Origin of the sequence: Vibrio quintilis, assembly GCF_024529975.1 — a bacterium.
In the GTDB taxonomy this organism is placed as follows: domain Bacteria; phylum Pseudomonadota; class Gammaproteobacteria; order Enterobacterales; family Vibrionaceae; genus Vibrio; species Vibrio quintilis.
Map to the genome: position 1 here is coordinate 1,481,146 of NZ_AP024897.1, position 19,634 is coordinate 1,500,779.

The following is a 19,634-nucleotide window of genomic DNA, read 5'->3' on the forward strand; positions in this document are numbered from 1 at the left end:
TCCTTTCAATCACTTGTGACCGTATGTTCTTGGCCGGGTGTAATAGTCGATCAGCGGTACACACATATTGGCCAGCAACACGGAAAATGCCACGCCATCGGGATAACCGCCCCAGGTGCGGATAATCACCACCATGATGCCGGTGAATGCGCCGAAAATCAGCCGGCCTTTGACCGTGGTGGCGGCACTGACCGGGTCGGTCGCGATAAAGAATGCGCCCAGCATCGTTGCCCCGGAGAACAGGTGCATCAGCGGGTATGCGACGGTTTCCGGAGAAATCAGACGACCAGTGAGGCTCATCAGCAGCAGCCCGGCTAAAAAAGCGACCGGAATATACCACTGAATAATGCGTAACCGGATCAGCAGTAAGCCGCCCAGCAGATAAGCCAGATTGACAATTTCCCAGCCCAGCCCTGCGACCAGCCCGAACTGTTTGTGGCGAATGACATCTGCGGCGGTGCCACCGGCACGGATGCTTGTTTTCACATCATCCAGCGGTGTTGCCATCGTGATGCCATCAATCGTTTCGCGCACCTGTTGCAGTGACTGGCCGTGGGTGTTAAATCCGGTGAAGATCAGATGAAATGCATCGCGGAATGACTGCGGGTCACCCACCAGTGAATGAGGAGGCATCCAGCTGGTCATCTGAAGCGGAAAAGAGACCAGCAGTACCACATAGCCAATCATCGCCGGGTTGAACGGGTTTTGCCCCATGCCGCCGTAAAGTTGTTTGGCGATAATAATCGCAAAGAACATGCCGGTGAACAGTACCCACCAGGGCGCCAGCGGCGGAATGGCGACGGCCAGCAGCCAGGCGGTAACCAGCCCGCTGCAATCGTCGGTTGCATCACTGACCGGGCGTTTGCGCAGTTTCATCACCAGCCCTTCCAGTACCAGAGCAAGTACGAGGCTCAGCACCAGCTGGATCAGCGTTCCCCAGCCGAAGAACCAGATTTGTGCAATCAGGCCGGGGCAGGCAGCAATCATCACCCACTTCATCAAATCAGAAGTGCTGCGTTTCTGATGGACATGGGGTGAACTGGCAATAAAAAAGGCCACTATGGTTTCTCCTTGCGTTCTGCTTCAGCCTGCTGCTGTGCTTTACGTGCTTTGGCGCGGGCAATCGCGGCTGCGACGGCGGCTTTTTTCGGATCTTCCGGCTGCGCCTGCGTGTCTGCCTCTGCCTGAATTTGTGTCTGAGATTCAGTCTGAGATGCTTCGGCCGGTGCGGCTTCAGCTTCAGCCTGCTGCTGTGCTTTACGTGCTTTAGCGCGGGCAATGGCGGCTGCGACGGCGGCTTTTTTCGGATCTTCCGGCTGCGCCTGCGTGTCTGCCTCTGCCTGAATGTGTGTCTGAGCTTCAGTCTGAGATGCTTCGGCCGGTGCGGCTTCAGCCTGCTGCTGTGCTTTACGTGCTTTGGCGCGGGCAATGGCGGCTGCGACGGCGGCTTTTTTCGGATCTTCCGGCTGCGCCTGCGTGTCTGCCTCTGCCTGAATTTGTGTCTGAGCTTCAGTCTGAGATGCTTCGGCCGGTGCGGCTTCAGCCTGCTGCTGTGCTTTACGTGCTTTGGCGCGGGCAATCGCGGCTGCGACGGCGGCTTTTTTATCTTCGGGTTTGTCCGGTGAGTTGGTTGCCGCTGTGTTTTCTGCTGAGGCTTTCGCTGCTTTCTGTGCTCTGGCCTGCTGCTTGCGAGCTTCACGAAGGCGCATCATTTCACTGTTATCCGGCTCTGATGCACCTGCCTGACGGGCTGCTTCCTGTTTGGCTTTTGCACGGGCAATGGCGGCGGCAACGGCCGGTTTAACCGGTTTGGCATCCGGCTGGATCTGCTGTTTCTGAGCTTTTACCCGTTCGATAGCCGCCTGAATCGCATCCTGACCGCCTTGTTGTTTGACCATGTCCTGACGACGGTTATCGGCAGCCTTTTTAAAGCGTTGTTCTCTTTCCTGTTTCTCCCGTTCATGGCGTTCCTGTTTGGCTTCAAAGCGCTGACGCGCCCGCTCAGCTGCCGCGGCTTCATGTTCGCGGGTTTTGATTTCAGCCTTTGCCTGACGATAATACTGCACCAGCGGAATCTGGCTCGGGCAGACATAAGCACACGCACCACATTCGATGCAGTCTTTTAAATTCAGTTCCTGACACTTGTCGTATTCTTCAGCTTTACTGTGCCAGTAGAGCTGTTGCGGTAATAAAGAAGCCGGGCAGACTTCCGCACACTGCCCGCAACGGATACAGGCAAGCTCGCGCTGCTGCGGTGAGATTTCTTTCACCGACGGTGCGAGAATACAGTTGGTGGTTTTTGTGACCGGCACCTGCGCATGGGGCAGGGTGAAGCCCATCATCGGGCCGCCCATGATCAGCCGGGGCTGTTTTTTATCTGCGGTGTAGTCAAATTCTTTCAGCAGGTGTTCGACCGGTGTGCCGATTAAAGCCCACACGTTGCGGGGCTGCTGGAAGGTTTTACCGGTCAGCGTGACCAGACGGTGAATCAACGGCTGGCCTTTAATCACAGCTTGCTGAATTGCGAACATGGTGCCGACGTTTTGCACTGAGATGCCGATATCGGCGGGGATTTTTCCGGCAGGCACTTCTTTATTGGTCAGTACCTTGATCAGCTGTTTTTCGCCGCCGGAAGGGTATTTGGTCGGGATAACGCGGATCATATAGTCTTTGTGTACCGCGGCTTTTTCCAGCGCCCGGATGGCTTCCGGCTTATTGTCTTCAATGCCGATAATCACCATTTGAGGCTTGAGGATATGCTCAGTGATTTCAATTCCCTGAATAATTTCTTCCGCGTAATACTGCATCAGCACATCATCAGCAGTAATGTAGGGTTCGCACTCTGCGGCATTGATCATCAGGACTTCAGTCCGGGCCAGACCGGCCTGAATTTTCCGTGCGGTCGGGAACCCGGCGCCGCCCATGCCGGAAATCCCGGCCTGGCGGATGATTTCAATCAGATACTCCGGCGAACAGGCGGTAAAATCCGGGGTGGCAACCCGCTCACACCATTGACCGCGGTTATCCGGGGTAATGACCACACACAGTTCCGTCAGTCCGGAAGGGTGGGCGATGGTGCGCTGCTCAATTGCTTTGACGGTGCCTGACGTTGGCGCATGAACGGGCAGCATCACCGGCGAGGCGGTTTGTGTCAGTTGCTGACCTTTCAGGACCGTATCGCCTGTTTTGACCCGCAAATCACCCGGTTTGCCGATGTGCTGTTTGAGTGGAATTACCAGCTCGGCCGGAACCGGCGACATCGCCGGCGAACATTTATTTGACTGGATTTTGTTTTCCGGCGGATGAATCCCGCCCGGAAAATCCCAGATATGGCCTGATTTGATTTGTTCGATAAGTGACTGCATATCTGCTCTTAATCTGCTCCGTGGTTGGATAAGGCCTGATCTGCCGGCACGTTGGTTACCGGGATGGCGTTCATCTGCCACTTCCAGGTGTCTGGCGTGGTATTGACCGGAATCATCTCAATACAATCGGTCGGACAGGGCGCAACACACAGGTCGCAGCCGGTGCATTCGTCTTTAATGACCGTGTGTAGCGCTTTGGTGCCACCGACAATCGCATCGACCGGACAGGCCTGGATACATTTGGTGCAGCCGATACACATATCTTCATGAATAAATGCGACGCGTTTGACCTTTTCCGACAGGTCATGGGCCGGTTCCGGCACATCCACACCCATCAGATCGGCCAGCTTTTCAATCGTCGGCTGACCGCCGGGCGGGCATTTATTGATCTCATCGCCACCGGCAATGGCTTCCGCATAAGGCCGGCAGCCGGGATAGCCGCACTGACCACACTGAGTTTGCGGCAGAATCGCATCAATCTGGTCCACCACCGGGTCGCCTTCGACTTTAAAGCGCACAGAGGCAAAACCAAGAATGGCACCAAATATGGCGGCGAGGGCTGCCAGGGCGATAATTGCGATTAGAATTGCGCTCATTATATTTTAACCAGTCCGGTGAAACCCATAAAGGCCAGCGACATCAGGCCGGCTGTGATCATGGCAATGGATGCGCCTTTAAACGGGGCTGGCACATCGGCCACATGAATCCGCTCTCTGATCGATGCAAACAGGATCAGCACCAGCGCAAAACCGACTGCGGCACCGAATCCGTAAATCACGGACTCAATAAAGTTATGGTTCTCATTAATATTCAGCAGGGCGACACCCAGCACGGCACAGTTGGTGGTGATAAGCGGCAGAAAAATGCCCAGCAGCCGGTAGAGTGTCGGGCTGGTTTTATGCACGACCATCTCAGTGAACTGCACCACAACGGCAATCACCAGAATAAAGCTCATGGTGCGCAGATAGTCGATCCCGAAAGGCCGCAGAATATAGCTTTCAACCAGATAAGAACAAACGGAAGCCAGAGTTAAGACAAACGTCGTTGCCAGCCCCATACCAATGGCCGTTTCCAGTTTTTTGGACACACCCATAAACGGACATAATCCAAGAAATTTAACCAGAACAAAATTGTTGACCAATACCGTGCCGATTAACAACAGAATATATTCGGTCATGACTCACACTACTTATATTTATGATGATCTGGCTATTATCCAGATTTGTGAGTTGAATAACAACCGGCAGAACATGCGGTTTTTATGCTTTCCGGTAAGAAAACCGGCAGGTAAGAAACGAAAAAAACCGCACTGAAATCAGTGCGGTTTTCTGAAATATGGCTCCCCCTGCGGGACTCGAACCTGCGACATACGGATTAACAGTCCGCCGTTCTACCAACTGAACTAAGGGGGAATTGTCTGAGCAAAACACTTTGCTTTTCAACGGACGGGGATACTATCACCGCCCAAAAATAAAATCCACATCAAATGAGAAAAAACAGATAAAAAATCAGATACCGATGCAAAGGAGAGACCCCGGTTCATCACCATAAATGTCTTCCGGAAGACACATCGTTGGGATGACTCGTGGTCAGTCAGCGATAAATCAATTGCAAACGGGTTGGTGATTGCTCTGAATGGCGTGTAAAAATGAGAGTTGATTGATTGTGGAAATGACAGCCCGCAGTTGCGGACTGTATGAAAAAAGTTATTGCGTACAATCAGCAGAGCTGAGCGCAACCCAGTTTATCGCCCAGTTCATTTCATTAGCGGCAGCCGGAGAGATACTTTTGCCGCTGGTATAGCGAACATATACTCTAAAACCAGTATCAGTCGGATTATATACAGATGTAGCACCACTGGTAGACCATAGATTAGTCGAACCACTCATTGATGTAATATATGCAGGCACAGAATTCAGTGCACATTCTGAAGTATCAATATCAACGTAAATACCATTGCTGCCATATGCGACCCAATCTGTGTCCCCGGCGGTGGTTTGTCCTGAACAGACAATATTTGGTGTCCGGCAAACAGATGCGGCTGCATTTGCTGTCGGTAAACCACCAAGGCATGCTGCAGTAGTACAAAGAATGGTTAGTATTGATTTAATTTTCATATGTGTCTCTTACTTGTTTATTTTTTAGGTTGAATATTCAATTGAGCTCATATTTAACCATTGTCGTCACACTTTGTAAATCAGCCTGAAAATAACTTCAAGATGAAATCAATAATGGTAACGTCTTTGTCAATACTGGTTGCCGGAATGAGTCATCAGCCCATTTTACCCGTCACGATTTCTCATTTCCCGCGGAGCGCTACACGACTACAACTGTCTGTTTAATGTCAATCTTGCCGCCGTAAAAAAAGCATAAAAAAAACTTTACTTTTCTGTAGCCCTTGCCGTTTGTGCCCTGTATTTACTTATCCACTAAATTTGTGGATAAGTGTGTGGGTGAAATCTGATTAAAAATTAATGACAGGATTATTATGGGGATAACTCAGTTGGCTATAAGTTGATTGTTAATTTATCTGTATGATTTTAAATGATTTGCGAGTTATTCATGGAATCAGGATAAAATAGTCTAACTATTAATCTGCTCAATAAATAGGCGATTTCAAGGTGATTTTGGGGAAAAGCGGTGGATTATTTTTTTGCAAAAAAACAGGAAAAGCTCAGAGAAGGGCCGGTAATATAGCAAGAAACCAGACATGGATTCAAGACAGATTTTGAGTATAGCCAGCCAGTCTGAGAAAGCAAAAAAATCCCGCAGGCTTTTTAGTCATTCACAGACGATTTTGGCACCGGATGAACGCAGGTACGCGGGGGATTCCGGTTAATTTCCTGTTTATTATCGAAAAGCAGATTACTTCGTTTCATTGATGAAAAATCAGCATGCATAAATCGTATATACCCAAACAACCTTGCATCTTCAGGTTGCTTGGGTATATCCAGACAATCTGCATCTTCGGGTTGTTTGAGTATATTGCTCCGGTGATCACCGCATCAGATGAGGGGGTTATATTATAATCATCTTAAACCCACATGATCTCATGATGCAGGATTCAGAGTTTCATCAACAGGGTCAGTTCAGGGAAAATACCCGAAGGAATAATGATGACGCCCTGCGAAGTTGGGTATATCGCAGAGAAAAAGCACATTGACGGAGGAGCCGATGAATGCGAATAGATTTCGTCCCTATACAGCGGTGACCATGATGCTGGCGCTGATGATGATTGCAGTGACCGGCTTTGTCCTGTTTCTTGCCCCGCACGGGCCGGGTTCCGGCTATTGGCAGTGGCTGGGGCTGACCAAACATGAGCTGAAAGACATCCACCTGTATTTAGCTTTTCTGGCGGTGGTGCTGATGCTGTTTCATGGCTACCTGAATTTAAAGCCGATGTCACTGTATCTGAAAGGCAAGCGCGGCCGGTTATGGCATCATCCGCTGCTTTGGGCGGGCGGCGGCGTGGTGGTGGTGATTTGGCTGGCGTTAAATATCGGCAGTTAGTGCGGTGAAGAGCATGGAAAACCTTCCGGCAGGGCCGGAAGGTTGGGAATCTTGGGTCTGGTGGGGATTAGAATGCTTTGCCCTGGTTGATGTTAAATTGAACTAAAGTGTTAGTTGCTGATTTGTACCCAGTTGCAAGTATTTCACTATTTTTATCTTTAATTATTTTGATAATCACAGGACTTGTGCTGCAATCATTATTACCATTTACTTTTCTAAAATCGGCATAATAAACGACAGAAGAATTAGCAGGAATAGTAAAGTTCTCATTTGGTAAAAAATCATCCATCCCCGTCGATGCTGTCGGTGTCACCGGTTGGCCGCTCTTGTTATACAGTTCAACTTTTACATTCGTATTATGATCACTTAAATTTGACAATGTCAGATTCATATAATTTGTGCCACATGACAATATCGGCGCATTAAATATCATCTCAGTCGAATGCGCAAAAGCCAAGGAAGGTAATAACAATAAAGGTGCTACAAACTTAGTCAATTTCATCTGACGGTTTCCTTATAGAAAATTGGTTGTTTTTAAATCGTTATTTAGTGGATTATTTTATTTGAAATAATCCTGAATGAAGCCGTTTTAATTTACTGTGGAAATGTGTCAGGGAAAAGCGAATTTATTTCTGTTTAACTGATTGATTCCATTGTTGAAATGTAAGTCAATGAAAGCGCTGTGAGGCTATATAAAACGTAATGATAGTTTTATATACTGAGGGATTTTTCTTGTAATCAATATATTTTATTCTGATTGTTTAGATTGAATTTTAAGCAAGAAACTCCCGGCAGGTGCCGGGATAATTGAATACTGTGCCGGCGCTGGCTCAGTATTTTGTTGGTGCAATTGGATAAAATTAATACTGTGGCGGCCATATGTAGTTCAATTGATCGAACACTAAATTTCCTATTTTGAGCGGAATGACCGCATCTTGGGAAATCGTGGAGACATACCCGGTTGCATCAATTTCGCTAAATACAAGTGGGATGCCCATAGAGTTTTTATTATCTTCACTGGGAGCACCGTCACTTTTATGAATGATTGTGATGATTGATGGTATTTCACTACATTTATTATAGCTATCTCCGTTCTGATCCGAAAATACCATTCTCAGTGTTTTGAGCTTTGAATTGATGGGTAACACCGTTTCGGAGTCAAGCTGAATATCCTGAATACCTTCAGGTGCATCTTTTAACACCAAGTTATATGATTCTCCATTTTGATTCGTAAATTGAAGGGCCATATGGGCAGGAATAGTTGATGGATTACGGAAATTAAGCTGAATGAAAGCTTTTGTTGTACTGCTACAGTAAGGTTTGGGGATTGCGATGTTCGCCGATAAATCGAGATATTGTGTTTCTGTAGAAGCAAATGATGACAACGCTGGTAATAATATCAGAGATGCGGCGATGTGAGTTAATTTCATCTGATGACACCCTCATAAAAATGGTGCTGAAAAAACAGCACCACGATTGTTGTTCAATATAGTTATTTAATATTTAGGTTAGAATGTATTTCCCTGGTTGATGTTTAGTGGGACGGGGTAGAAAGCCGTACCGCTATTTTCTTCGTACACAGTTATATATCCAGTTGCCAGAACCGGATGATTGACCCCTTGGGCATTTTTAATCACCAGATATTTCGGTACCTCAGCGCAACTTCCAATGCCGAAAGTTTTCTCAAATGTCTTTGTGTACTTACCATTGATACTAATGGAACCATAACCTTTTAGTGTGTGACCGTAGTGATCATAAGCTGATATACCGATTGTATTCGTGTTGGCTGAGCTGCCGTTGAGATCAGTCAGGTTCAGACTGAGCCTGATACTGCCAAGAGCCATATCTGAACAATTGGTTTCCGGAAGGCCAACCGTCACACTGGTTGGATTTGCGAAAGCCAAAGAGGGTAACAACAATAACGGTGCCGCGAATTGAATCAATTTCATTTGGTCATATTCCTTAAAAATATTTTATTTTTTCATTTATTTTAAATTTACGAATACTTATTTATAAGCCGCCCTAATTTATAAGACATGTATGTCATAAAAAAGACAAAATAGTACTTTATAGAAATGAATGCTTATAAATTGAATATCGTTCATTAAATCACAATACAAATCTTGTGAATGATAATAATAATCCTATATACTAAATAAATTTTGTTTTATATAACATGGTTGCTTATGTGCGTTTGAGGTTTATCAGGAGGATTCATTTTGTGTAAAAAGTATCTGGCAAAAGTATACTGATGGATACTTTTGTCCTATGCTTATGTATCTGGACGAGGATACGAAAGGATACCGGATATGAAACCCATCAACTGGCACTATCCGCGCGCTGAACTGGCACAGCAATATCTGACCACGATTGGCCGGGGGCCTGTGTCCCGGCTTGCTTTGCTGGGCGTTCGCCGGATTGGTAAAACCGCCTTCCTGTTACACGATGTTTGCGAACAGGCGATTGCACTGAAATTTCTTCCCGTTTATATCAACCTGTGGGACAACCCCGATGCCCCGCAGGATGTGATCATCCATACCCTGCAACGTTATTTAGCCTCTCTGGATGAGAAAGGGCTGGAATCTGTCCGGGAATTACTGGCTTCAGAGGTCACGAAGCTGGAGGTGAATTTTGGCATCATTCAACTTTCAGCCGATATGCAGCCGTCTCCGTCGGTGCCTGCTTCTGCCCTGACGCTGATTGGCAATCTGTTCCGGCGTCTGGTTAATAAAGCCCGGAGTCATGGTCTACGGCCATTGATCGTGATCGATGAAGTTCAGCATCTCAATACTTCCGCCAGTTTCTGGGGGTTGCAGGGCACATTGCGGACGCAGTTTGATTCTTTCCCGGAAACCTGTGTGATATTTGCAGGCAGCAGCCGGGGCGGTATCCATGCGATGTTTAATCATGAAGAAGCTTTATGTGGCACCACGACGAAACCGATGCCGTTTTTCCGCTCGGCAATGCTGGTTGATTTCCCGCTGCTGGATGAAGACTTTGTCCATCATTTTTATGCGCTGCTGATTGCTGAGTTTGCACTGGATTACCCGCAGGCGGAGCTTTCTTATGTATTTCGTCAGGTGGAGAAATCCCCTTTCTGGTTCCGGATGGTGATGGCTGAGCTGATTACGCAGCGGCTGCATCCGTTTGCTGCATTAGAAATCGTGCAGGAACGGATGAAGCTGGATGGTGATTTTGAAGGTATTGCCCGGCAGCTCAGGCCGCTGGATGTGCAGGTTTATCTGCGGTTGTGTCGTAACCTGCCGGTGTACACCCAAAGTTTCTTTGCACAGGCCGTTCAGCTCACCGGCCGTAAGCAGGTGACCAAAAGTGCAGTACAAAAGTCAGTGACTAAGTTATTGAATAAGCGCCTGCTGACCAAAGCCGGTGGTTCATATTTTAATGAAATACCAGGCCTGCAGTCATTTCTCGGGGAAGCTGTACAGGTTTAGCAAGATTATTTGGGTATAGATGATCAGAGAAATGAAAACATTCAGAGTTCATTTCTCTGATTTCGACAGACGTCAGTTTACATAAACTGAACGGAGTTTTTGGTAACTATCATTAAATCGTCTGGTGATGATTCGCTGGTTTTGCTGAATATCTATCTGGTTTGTCTTAATATTGGATGCGATTTCAGAGAAATTATTATAAGTAGCAACATCGACACCGATACTTTGGGTAAGCTCTTTATGATTAGTTGAATCTGCTTTTGCATGGACGACACCTCGTCCCATTCTGATGTATTCCTTGATGCTGGTCATGCCGCCACGTCGTTGTAAAACAATGTGAGAGCAAGACATCAATAGTGCGTTATAAGTCACGCTGTTGGTGACTGTCGGATAACTGATATCAATGATTTTTTTCTTAATATGTCTTAGATATAAGCAATATAAATCGATGAGTACTCTGAACAACTTTCTCTTTTTATAAGTAAAAATCATATACTTATAATCAAGCAAAATCCCTTGTTTCTCAATGGATCTGAGTAATGAAATGACTTCGCGTAACTTGAAAACACCGCGCTTCGCACCAATCAGTATTTTTTGCTCCGGCTGCGTATTTTGAGAGTTATCGTCATATAGATCTTTAAATTTTCTCAGTAATTTTACCGGCATCACTGAGAACGCATCTCTTGCATCAATAATATTAAAATCATTCCTTTCAAGCACATTTTCCAGCATCGGCCTGAATGCGGCTTCTGATGCTATGAAATTTTTAATGAGGGGCATCACTGCAAGGCAGGCTGCGCTGACACTATTTTTGCTGGTTTCAACAATCTGACCAAACTTACGCTTGGTCAGGGTCCAGCGATCTAATTCATCTTCGGTCAGATGTATATAAATTTTGTCTGCATTTTCTGTCGAATAATCAAGTAATTGTTTAATAAAAAAACTGTTACTCTTGCTTAAAGAAATGAATGTAATAGTTTTTGCTGATGAAACATCCTGGAGTGAACAACGCTCATAATAGCGGATAAGGATTTGGTGTTCGTCAGGTAGTGTCTTATTTTCTTCATCATCCAGTGTCAGCAGGCAAATGTTCTCAGGTTTGACATGGCAGTTGTGAATCAGCATATCGATGTATAGATTGGTAAACCCGTGGTTTGACTTCCCCACGATAATATTCCTGTCGTGAAAATCCAAAGTGCCCTCCTTTTCATTGCAATACTAAAAACTACTGTCAGTATAAAAATAGCCTATTTTCATGCAGTTGCATTGCGTGTCCAAAATTGATGATTGATCTTTGCTGATAGATGATTGATTTTTTCTGATAATATTATAAATAACTTCTTAAGTATATGTCATCCGGTAAACCGGTTTTGTATCAACAGATAAAGCAACATTGCATGTGAGTGGTTGTTTATCTTTTCCGCCGGGGTAAGAATACACACGGTGATATGTAACTTTTATTAAGATTCTGAGGATAAACATGAGTAAAGCGTTTGAACTGGTGTCCGCTTATCAGCCGTCCGGAGACCAGCCTGCGGCGATTGAACAGCTGCTGGACGGGCTGGATTCAGGCCTGGCACATCAGACTTTGCTGGGTGTGACCGGCTCCGGAAAGACCTTTACAATGGCCAATGTGATTGCCCGGGCAAAGCGGCCGGCCATTTTACTGGCGCCGAACAAAACGCTGGCAGCCCAGCTTTACGGGGAAATGAAAGCCTTCTTCCCGAATAATGCGGTGGAATATTTTGTTTCCTATTATGACTATTATCAGCCGGAAGCTTACGTTCCGACCACGGATACCTTTATCGAGAAAGATGCTTCCGTTAATGCCCACATTGAGCAGATGCGGCTTTCCGCAACCAAAGCACTACTTGAGCGTAAAGATGCTGTCATTGTTGCTTCGGTGTCCGCGATTTATGGTCTGGGTGATCCGGATTCTTACCTGAAAATGATGCTGCATTTACGTCGCGGTGATGTGGCCGATCAGCGCGCGATGCTCAGACGGCTGGCTGAACTTCAGTATACCCGCAACGATGTCGGTTTTGAGCGCGGCCAGTTCCGGGTGCGCGGCGAAGTGATTGATATCTTCCCGGCGGAATCGGAACAGGAAGCTGTGCGGGTGGAAATGTTTGATGATGAAATCGAGGTGATCAGCCTGTTCGACCCGCTGACCGGCGCGATTATTCAGCGTGATTTGCCCCGTTTTACCGTTTATCCCAAAACGCACTATGTCACGCCCCGTGAGCGGATTCTGGATGCGATTGAACAGATCAAAGATGAACTGAAAGAACGCCAGAGCTGGTTTATAAAAGAAAATAAGCTGCTGGAAGAGCAGCGGATTACCCAGCGGACGCAGTTTGACATTGAAATGATGAATGAACTGGGGTTCTGCTCCGGGATTGAAAACTATTCCCGTTACCTCAGTGGCCGCAACCCCGGCGAGCCGCCACCGACGTTGTTCGACTATCTGCCGCATGACGGCATTCTGATGATCGATGAGTCGCATGTGACGGTCCCTCAGATTGGCGCGATGTATAAAGGTGACCGCTCGCGCAAGGAAACCCTGGTGGAGTTCGGCTTCCGGCTGCCTTGTGCGTTGGATAACCGCCCGCTGAAGTTCGAAGAATTTGAGTCTCTGGCTCCGCAGACGATTTTTATCTCGGCGACGCCGGGGGTTTACGAGATGGAAAAATCAGCCGGTGAAGTGGCTGATCAGGTCGTCAGGCCGACCGGATTGCTGGATCCGGAACTTGAAGTGCGTCCGGTGGCGACTCAGGTGGATGATTTGCTGTCTGAAATCCGGATTCGTGCGGCGAAAGATGAACGGGTGCTGGTGACCACGCTGACCAAGCGCATGGCTGAAGATTTAACCGAATATCTGCAAGAGCATGATGTCCGGGTTCGTTATCTCCATTCCGATATTGATACGGTTGAACGGGTTGAGATTATCCGTGACCTGCGTCTGGGAGAGTTTGACGTGCTGGTTGGAATTAACCTGCTGCGTGAGGGGCTGGATATGCCGGAAGTGTCTCTGGTGGCGATTCTGGATGCGGATAAAGAAGGCTTCCTGCGTTCAGAACGGTCACTGATTCAGACGATTGGCCGGGCAGCCCGGAATCTTCAGGGGAAAGCGATTCTTTATGCGGACAGAGTGACCGGGTCGATGAAGCGGGCGATGGATGAAACCAACCGTCGCCGGGCAAAACAGCAGGCGCATAATGAGAAGCTGGGTGTTGAGCCGCAGGCACTACGCCGGGATGTGAAAGACATTATGGAAATGGGTGACATTGCCAAAACCCGCAATCAGCGAAAGCGCCAGCCGGTGCCATTATCTCAGGTGGCGGAGTCCGATGCGGGTTATGCCGCTTTGTCGCCGCAGCAGCTTGAAAAGGAGATCAAGAAGCTGGAATCACAGATGTATCAGTATGCACAGAACCTGGAATTTGAAGAAGCTGCCAAAAAACGCGATGAAATTGAAAAACTTCGTCAGCAATTCATTGTGAACAGCTAAACTATAAGCATAAGCAAATACGATCTTCTGAAGATGAGCGGGTCTGAAAGATAAAATGTTTGAGAAATACACCGTATAAAATGACGGATAAAAAAAAGCCAATAGCATTAAATCTATTGGCTGTCAGAATGTGAATATGATATTCACTAACAACGTCAGTTGGCTAGGTGACCCAAGCGGGTCAATAAAACATTTTGCAGTATTTGTGCCAGAATAAAATTCGGTGATTTTGTGTCTTTAAAGCGCTTTTATGACGAAAAAGCTGAAAATTATTGAAAACGAATTTGCGTTTTGCAATTTCAAATGCAAAAATGATGCAAAATGCAAAGAAATATAAATGGACCTGGCTGGGATATGCAATCAGTACAAACCATACAAAAAAGCAGATATCTGCTGATGGTCGAGGATACAGCCTCTGTTGCTGTACTCTACCGTTCTTATCTGATGCCGCTGGATGATATTGATATCACGATTGTCGGTACCGGCAAAGAAGCACTGGATAGTTTGCAAAAACGTGAGCCGGATTTAATTCTGCTTGATCTCCGGTTACCGGATATGACCGGTATGGATGTCTTGCGGGAAGTGAAAGTGATCTATCCGGATGTGCCGGTGATTTTCATGACGGCACATGGCTCAATTGAAACTGCCGTTGAAGCAATGCGTCACGGTGCGCAGGACTTTTTAATTAAGCCATGTGAAGCGAACCGTTTACGTGTCACGGTCAATAATGCGATTCGCAAAGCAAGCAAAATTAAAGCAACACCGGGTGCAAAAAGTCAGAATTATCAGGGGTTCATCGGCAGCAGCCAGATGATGCAGGATGTTTACCGGACCATTGATTCTGCCGCTTCCAGTAAAGCCAGTATCTTCATTACCGGTGAGAGCGGCACCGGGAAAGAAGTCTGCGCTGAAGCAATTCATGCCGCCAGTAAACGGGGTGATAACCCCTTTATTGCGATCAACTGTGCGGCGATTCCGAAAGATTTAATCGAAAGTGAACTGTTTGGTCACGTCAAAGGGGCGTTTACCGGCGCAGCAACGGACCGGCAGGGCGCTGCTGAACTGGCAGATGGCGGCACGCTGTTTCTGGACGAATTGTGTGAAATGGACCTTGACCTGCAGACCAAACTGCTGCGGTTTATCCAGACCGGTACGTTCCAGAAGGTTGGTTCCTCACGGATGAAAAGTGTCGATGTCCGGTTTGTCTGTGCGACCAACCGCGACCCGTGGAAAGAAGTGCAGGAAGGCCGCTTCAGGGAAGATTTATATTACCGGCTCTATGTGATTCCTTTGCACCTGCCACCACTGCGTGAGCGGGAAAATGATGTGATTGAAATTGCTTATTCGCTTCTGGGTTACATGTCCAAGGAAGAAGGCAAAGATTTTGTCAGATTATCGCCGGAAGTGACCGAACGTTTCATCTATTACGAATGGCCGGGTAATGTCCGCCAGTTACAGAATGTTTTGCGTAATGTCGTGGTGCTGAATTCAGGCCGGGAAATTACGCTGAATATGTTACCACCGCCGTTGAATAAGCCAAAAGAGGAAACACGCCTGCGGCTGATTCATCCGCAGGAAGAAGATAATAAACTGTCAGTGCAGGATATTTATCCTTTATGGATGACAGAAAAAATGGCGATTGAACGGGCGATTGAAGCCTGTGAAGGCAATATTCCCAAAGCGGCTGGTCATCTGGAAGTCAGTCCTTCAACAATTTACCGGAAACTTCAGTCCTGGAATGCAGAAGAGAAAGCTTAAATATGATCATGGATTTAATCAATCAGGAAAAGATAGCAACACTGGCAAAAGAAATTGGTCCGGAAAATGTGCCGGTTTTGCTGGATATTTTTTTAGGTGAACTGACATCTTATCAGGCCACATTGCTGGAAGCTGATACAGAGGCACGGCTGGAACACTTAAAAGAAATCAGCCATGCGCTGAAAAGCAGTGCGGCCAGTTTTGGTGCAGACCGGTTGTGCGCGCTGGCCATTGATATTGACATGCGGGGCAAACAGCAGCAGCTGGAAGATATCGCGCAGGAGACTGAAGCATTGGTTGAGTTACTGCGTCTGACACACGAAAGTTATGCGGCTTTCAGCCCTGAATCTGTCAGCGTTTAACGTCTTTATTCGCATACGCCTCTGTTCCTTTAACTGTGCCTGACTGTGTCAGGGACAGTTAAAGTCGTCATTTATTCATTTCTGCCCGGTCATCTGCTCTTCCAGTGCCAGCCGGAGTTTCTCCCGCTCATGACGCCATTCTTTGTTAGGGGAGGCCAGGTCACGAATCACGAGTTGGGTGTGCGGATGGCTGAAGTGCTCAATCATCTGATGGCAGAGCACCACATCGACCGGACGCCCTTCACAGGCCCGGGAGCACCATTCAAGCCTCTGACTTAAATCCATTTGACTTGCCGGACCAATCTCCGGTGATAAATTCTCAATATAGATGAGTTTTGCTGCGGTATTTTTGGCAATCGCTTTGCCGATTTCAGAAAGCAGCAGCGGGGGCATGACACTGGTCAGAAAACTGCCGGGGCCGAGAATAATAGCATCTGTTGCACGGATAGCGGCAATGGCTTCGTGAGTTGCCGGCACCTGAGGTGAAATGTCAATCCGGGTCAGCCTGGCATTCATCTGGTCAACACTGGTTTCACCCGTCACAGTGCGGCCTTCCGTCGTCAGTGCGGTCAGGTCTGCCGGATATTCTGACATCGGCACAATATTGACCGACACATCCAGCATGGTCCGGATCAGCTGAATTGCGTCCAGCGGGCGGACTGATAAATTATCCAGCGCCGTCAGCATCAGGTTGCCCAGATTATGGCCATCCAGTTCGCCCTGACCACGAAAACGGTGTTCAAACATCATGGAAGCAATCGAGGGTGTGGTGATGAGCTGATTAATACAATTGCGCATGTCGCCCCAGGCAATGCCACCCTGACAATGCCGGATTCGCCCGGTTGAACCGCCGTTATCGGTGGTCGTGACAACACCGGTCGCATTCTCTTCAAAATGGCGCAAAGCCGCCAAAACCCGTCCAAGACCATGTCCGCCACCAATGGCAACAACTTTCTTTTCTTTATGAATATCCATCATGTCCTGATCAATAAGATTTAATTATAATTCCAACTAAATAATTATAAGCTATTAATAGAAATAACTGATAATAAGTCATTTTTTTCAGAGATTTTATAACTTTTGTCTGTTTTTTTGTATTCATCGCTAGATCGATTCAAAAAAATTTGTAAACATGTGCACCGATGTTGATTGTGAGAATACTTTAATATCCCGGTAAATACATCCCGTTGATATGTAGGTGTTTTCATAGTTGCCATAGCTCCGAGTCTGACGGGCTAAGTCATTCATTCTGCCGTTGGCGTTCACTTTTAAACGTCAGTTGTGCAAAAGACTGAAGATAAGCACTTCAGACCAGAGGCCGAAATCTGGCCCAAGGGTAAGGTTGGAAATGATCTTGCCTCCCGTGTTTGGAAAGGTGTTCCATGGCTCTACAATTTGAAGATAATTTTCAGCGCAAATTCTATTATTTGCGTCTGTCGCTGACTGACGTCTGTAATTTTAAGTGTACCTATTGTTTACCTGATGGGTACCAGGCAGGGGATGAACGTCCCTGTTTCCTTTCATTGCCCGAAATTCGCCGGGTTGTTCATGCATTTGCCCATTGTGGCACGACAAAAGTACGCCTGACCGGCGGAGAACCGAGCCTGCGCCGTGATTTTACCGAAATCATCCGGCAGGTCGCGGATACGCCCGGTATTGAGAAAGTGGCGACGACAACCAATGGCTTCCGGATGGAGAAATGCGTTGCTGACTGGCAGCGGGCCGGGCTGACCAATATCAACGTCAGTCTGGACAGCCTCGATCCGAGAATGTTTCATCAAATCACCGGTGAAAATAAATTTGAGCTGGTGATGCGGGGCATTGACCGGGCGCTGGAAATCGGTTTTGCTCAGGTCAAAGTCAATGCTGTCTTACTGAAAAATCAGAACGACCACCAGCTCCCGGCGTTTTTAGAATGGATTAAACATCGCCCGGTGCAGCTGCGGTTTATCGAACTGATGCAGACCGGGGAAATGGATCACTATTTTGACCGCCATCATGCTTCAGGTCAGGTGTTTTACCGGCTGCTGAAAGCGCAGGGCTGGCAGCGGAAAGTCCGTGCCAGTCATGATGGCCCGGCCAAGGTGTTCTGGCATCCGGATTATCAGGGCGAAATTGGTCTGATCATGCCTTACGAAGACGGCTTTTGTGACACATGCAACCGCTTACGGGTTTCGGCAACCGGCAAACTGCATTTGTGCCTGTTTGGTGAGTCCGGCCTCGATCTGCGGGACTTATTGCAGCAGGATGCGCAACAGTCTGCCCTGATGGCCCGGATTCAGTCCGGTCTGGGGCAAAAAGCATCGGGGCATTTTCTGCATCAGGGTGACGCCGGAATGACGCCGCATCTGGCATCGATCGGGGGCTGAGTTTTCAGTCATGACTGCTTAAAAAAGCAGATGGTTTTTTAAAACAGAAATAACAAACAGGTGAATGTTATGGGTCATGCACAATCAGAATTTAAACCTGCAAAAATCGCGGTATTAACTGTGTCTGATACGCGTACAGAAGAAAACGACACATCCGGGCAGTATCTGGTTCAGGCACTCAAAGATGCCGGACATCAACTGGCTGACAAACAAATTGTGATCGATGATAAATACAAAATCCGGGCGATTGTTTCGAACTGGATTGCTGACGAAAGCGTTCAGGCAGTGATGATCACCGGTGGCACCGGTTTTACCAGCCGGGATAATACGCCGGAAGCCATGTTGCCGCTGTTTGATAAAGAAGTGGAAGGATTTGGTGAACTGTTCCGGATGGTTTCTTATGAAGAAATCGGCACCTCGACCATTCAGTCACGGGCTTTTGCCGGGTTTGCCAATCATACTGTGATTTTCGCGATGCCGGGTTCAACCAACGCCTGTAAAACGGCGTGGACTAAGGTGATTGAACAGCAGATGGATGCCTCACACCGTCCGTGTAACTTTATGCCGCATCTGGGGAAATAACGCATGCCTGAACTGACTCACGTCAATACTGCCGGTGAGGCCAATATGGTGGATGTTTCTGCGAAAGCCGACACAGTCAGAGAAGCCAGAGCTGAAGCCTGGGTCCATATGTCGGCTGAAACGCTGGGGCTGATTATTTCCGGCGGACATCATAAAGGCGATGTATTTGCCACCGCCCGCATCGCCGGGATTCAGGCAGCGAAACGCACATGGGAGCTGATTCCTCTGTGTCACCCGTTGCTGTTGTCCAAAGTGGAAGTCCGGCTGGAAGCGTGTGAAGAACAATCCGCGGTGCGGATTGAATCTGTGTGTCGCCTGACCGGAAAAACCGGCGTTGAAATGGAAGCGCTGACTGCTGCATCCGTGGCTGCATTAACCGTTTACGACATGTGTAAAGCTATTCAGAAAGATATGGTGATCAGTCAGGTTCGTTTGCTGGAAAAATCTGGCGGGAAATCAGGTGATTTTAAGGTGGACGCATGATTAAAGTACTGTTTTTTGCCCAGACCCGGGAAATTATCGGTCAGGATGAGATTGAGGTCGAAGGGCCGTTTGAAAGTGTGCAGTTACTGAGAGAATCACTGGCTGCCCGTTCTGATAAATGGGCCCTGGCGATGGCTCCGGAGCGACTGCTGATGGCGGTCAATCAAACCATTGTTCCGCCGGAAACGGCGATCAGTGATGGTGATGAAGTTGCCTTTTTCCCGCCGGTTACAGGAGGCTGA

19 protein-coding genes, 1 tRNA gene and 1 riboswitch are annotated in these 19,634 nt (G+C 47.6%); of the genes, 9 read left to right on the plus strand and 11 right to left on the minus strand.

Features of this window, described 5'->3' with window-relative positions; genetic code table 11:
- Positions 1-9 precede the first annotated feature (9 nt).
- From rsxD to OC443_RS06965, 6 genes are all read right to left on the minus strand, one after another.
- Entirely contained in the window at positions 10-1,059 is a 1,050-nt protein-coding gene (gene rsxD, locus OC443_RS06940; protein ID WP_073586566.1) for an electron transport complex subunit RsxD, read from the minus strand.
- Complete coding sequence (gene rsxC / locus OC443_RS06945) at positions 1,059-3,365, minus strand: electron transport complex subunit RsxC (protein WP_262021654.1); 2,307 nt, start codon at positions 3,363-3,365, stop codon at positions 1,059-1,061. Before rsxC ends, rsxD begins: the two co-directional genes overlap by 1 nt.
- Before the next feature lie 8 nt (positions 3,366-3,373).
- On the minus strand, positions 3,374-3,961 hold the full coding sequence (gene rsxB / locus OC443_RS06950; protein ID WP_073584423.1) for an electron transport complex subunit RsxB: 588 nt from the start codon (positions 3,959-3,961) through the stop codon (positions 3,374-3,376).
- Positions 3,961-4,542 carry an electron transport complex subunit RsxA gene (rsxA, locus tag OC443_RS06955; protein WP_073584425.1) on the minus strand — a complete coding sequence of 194 codons (582 nt, stop codon included), beginning with the start codon at positions 4,540-4,542 and terminating at the stop codon, positions 3,961-3,963. Before rsxA ends, rsxB begins: the two co-directional genes overlap by 1 nt.
- Before the next feature lie 159 nt (positions 4,543-4,701).
- A tRNA-Asn gene (locus tag OC443_RS06960) sits at positions 4,702-4,777 on the minus strand.
- A 294-nt stretch (positions 4,778-5,071) separates the two neighbouring features.
- Positions 5,072-5,482 (minus strand): hypothetical protein, encoded by a 411-nt coding sequence (locus tag OC443_RS06965; protein ID WP_073584427.1) that lies wholly within the window; start codon positions 5,480-5,482, stop codon positions 5,072-5,074.
- 1,057 nt (positions 5,483-6,539) lie between these two features.
- Here OC443_RS06965 and OC443_RS06970 point away from each other — a divergent pair.
- A complete protein-coding gene (locus OC443_RS06970) occupies positions 6,540-6,875 on the plus strand; it encodes a DUF4405 domain-containing protein (protein ID WP_073584429.1) in 336 nt (111 codons plus the stop codon).
- A 67-nt stretch (positions 6,876-6,942) separates the two neighbouring features.
- On the opposite strand, the gene OC443_RS06975 is transcribed toward OC443_RS06970, so the two are convergent.
- From OC443_RS06975 to OC443_RS06985, 3 genes are all read right to left on the minus strand, one after another.
- Complete coding sequence (locus tag OC443_RS06975) at positions 6,943-7,377, minus strand: hypothetical protein (RefSeq protein WP_073584431.1); 435 nt, start codon at positions 7,375-7,377, stop codon at positions 6,943-6,945.
- 358 nt (positions 7,378-7,735) lie between these two features.
- A complete protein-coding gene (locus OC443_RS06980) occupies positions 7,736-8,305 on the minus strand; it encodes a hypothetical protein (protein WP_073584433.1) in 570 nt (189 codons plus the stop codon).
- 78 nt (positions 8,306-8,383) lie between these two features.
- Positions 8,384-8,824, minus strand: a complete 441-nt coding sequence (locus tag OC443_RS06985; RefSeq protein WP_073584435.1) for a hypothetical protein — start codon at positions 8,822-8,824, stop codon at positions 8,384-8,386.
- 360 nt (positions 8,825-9,184) lie between these two features.
- Here OC443_RS06985 and OC443_RS06990 point away from each other — a divergent pair, with 360 nt between their 5' ends.
- A complete protein-coding gene (locus tag OC443_RS06990) occupies positions 9,185-10,327 on the plus strand; it encodes an ATP-binding protein (RefSeq protein ID WP_073584437.1) in 1,143 nt (380 codons plus the stop codon).
- A 72-nt stretch (positions 10,328-10,399) separates the two neighbouring features.
- Here OC443_RS06990 and OC443_RS06995 read toward each other — a convergent pair whose 3' ends face one another.
- On the minus strand, positions 10,400-11,494 hold the full coding sequence (locus OC443_RS06995; RefSeq protein WP_083601678.1) for a hypothetical protein: 1,095 nt from the start codon (positions 11,492-11,494) through the stop codon (positions 10,400-10,402).
- Between the two features lie 313 nt (positions 11,495-11,807).
- On the opposite strand from OC443_RS06995, the gene uvrB reads away from it, so the two are divergent.
- The 3 genes from uvrB (at position 11,808) to luxU (ending at position 15,958) form a co-directional block, all read left to right on the plus strand.
- Positions 11,808-13,838, plus strand: coding sequence for an excinuclease ABC subunit UvrB (gene uvrB, locus OC443_RS07000; RefSeq protein ID WP_073584441.1), 2,031 nt, complete (start codon positions 11,808-11,810; stop codon positions 13,836-13,838).
- A gap of 354 nt (positions 13,839-14,192) precedes the next feature.
- Complete coding sequence (gene luxO, locus OC443_RS07005) at positions 14,193-15,596, plus strand: quorum-sensing sigma-54 dependent transcriptional regulator LuxO (protein WP_073584501.1); 1,404 nt, start codon at positions 14,193-14,195, stop codon at positions 15,594-15,596.
- A 5-nt stretch (positions 15,597-15,601) separates the two neighbouring features.
- Positions 15,602-15,958: a quorum-sensing phosphorelay protein LuxU gene (gene luxU / locus OC443_RS07010; RefSeq protein WP_200796951.1), complete on the plus strand. Its 357-nt coding sequence runs from the start codon at positions 15,602-15,604 to the stop codon at positions 15,956-15,958.
- 75 nt (positions 15,959-16,033) lie between these two features.
- Here the strand turns inward: luxU and yvcK are convergent, their stop codons facing one another.
- Positions 16,034-16,933, minus strand: a complete 900-nt coding sequence (gene yvcK / locus OC443_RS07015) for a uridine diphosphate-N-acetylglucosamine-binding protein YvcK (protein WP_073584443.1) — start codon at positions 16,931-16,933, stop codon at positions 16,034-16,036.
- A 232-nt stretch (positions 16,934-17,165) separates the two neighbouring features.
- Positions 17,166-17,352: riboswitch (molybdenum cofactor riboswitch) on the plus strand.
- Here yvcK and moaA point away from each other — a divergent pair.
- From moaA to moaD, 4 genes are all read left to right on the plus strand, one after another.
- On the plus strand, positions 17,341-18,327 hold the full coding sequence (gene moaA, locus OC443_RS07020) for a GTP 3',8-cyclase MoaA (protein WP_073584445.1): 987 nt from the start codon (positions 17,341-17,343) through the stop codon (positions 18,325-18,327). It overlaps the preceding riboswitch by 12 nt.
- A gap of 69 nt (positions 18,328-18,396) precedes the next feature.
- Positions 18,397-18,909, plus strand: coding sequence for a molybdenum cofactor biosynthesis protein B (gene moaB, locus OC443_RS07025; RefSeq protein WP_073584447.1), 513 nt, complete (start codon positions 18,397-18,399; stop codon positions 18,907-18,909).
- Positions 18,910-18,912: 3 nt separating this feature from the next.
- Entirely contained in the window at positions 18,913-19,392 is a 480-nt protein-coding gene (gene moaC / locus OC443_RS07030) for a cyclic pyranopterin monophosphate synthase MoaC (protein ID WP_073584449.1), read from the plus strand.
- Positions 19,389-19,634 (plus strand): molybdopterin synthase sulfur carrier subunit, encoded by a 246-nt coding sequence (gene moaD / locus OC443_RS07035; protein WP_073584451.1) that lies wholly within the window; start codon positions 19,389-19,391, stop codon positions 19,632-19,634. Before moaC ends, moaD begins: the two co-directional genes overlap by 4 nt.

Bases quoted from the DNA above. Each gene is read 5' to 3' on its own strand.
- rsxC (WP_262021654.1), bottom strand. From the start codon at position 3,365: ATGCAGTCACTTATCGAACAAATCAAATCAGGCCATATCTGGGATTTT.
- OC443_RS06975 (WP_073584431.1), bottom strand. From the start codon at position 7,377: ATGAAATTGACTAAGTTTGTAGCACCTTTATTGTTATTACCTTCCTTG.
- moaB (WP_073584447.1), top strand. From the start codon at position 18,397: ATGGGTCATGCACAATCAGAATTTAAACCTGCAAAAATCGCGGTATTA.
- rsxA (WP_073584425.1), bottom strand. From the start codon at position 4,542: ATGACCGAATATATTCTGTTGTTAATCGGCACGGTATTGGTCAACAAT.
- OC443_RS06990 (WP_073584437.1), top strand. From the start codon at position 9,185: ATGAAACCCATCAACTGGCACTATCCGCGCGCTGAACTGGCACAGCAA.
- OC443_RS06970 (WP_073584429.1), top strand. From the start codon at position 6,540: ATGAATGCGAATAGATTTCGTCCCTATACAGCGGTGACCATGATGCTG.
- yvcK (WP_073584443.1), bottom strand. From the start codon at position 16,933: ATGGATATTCATAAAGAAAAGAAAGTTGTTGCCATTGGTGGCGGACAT.
- moaA (WP_073584445.1), top strand. From the start codon at position 17,341: ATGGCTCTACAATTTGAAGATAATTTTCAGCGCAAATTCTATTATTTG.
- moaC (WP_073584449.1), top strand. From the start codon at position 18,913: ATGCCTGAACTGACTCACGTCAATACTGCCGGTGAGGCCAATATGGTG.
- moaD (WP_073584451.1), top strand. From the start codon at position 19,389: ATGATTAAAGTACTGTTTTTTGCCCAGACCCGGGAAATTATCGGTCAG.
- luxO (WP_073584501.1), top strand. From the start codon at position 14,193: ATGCAATCAGTACAAACCATACAAAAAAGCAGATATCTGCTGATGGTC.
- OC443_RS06985 (WP_073584435.1), bottom strand. From the start codon at position 8,824: ATGAAATTGATTCAATTCGCGGCACCGTTATTGTTGTTACCCTCTTTG.
- rsxB (WP_073584423.1), bottom strand. From the start codon at position 3,961: ATGAGCGCAATTCTAATCGCAATTATCGCCCTGGCAGCCCTCGCCGCC.
- OC443_RS06965 (WP_073584427.1), bottom strand. From the start codon at position 5,482: ATGAAAATTAAATCAATACTAACCATTCTTTGTACTACTGCAGCATGC.
- OC443_RS06980 (WP_073584433.1), bottom strand. From the start codon at position 8,305: ATGAAATTAACTCACATCGCCGCATCTCTGATATTATTACCAGCGTTG.
- uvrB (WP_073584441.1), top strand. From the start codon at position 11,808: ATGAGTAAAGCGTTTGAACTGGTGTCCGCTTATCAGCCGTCCGGAGAC.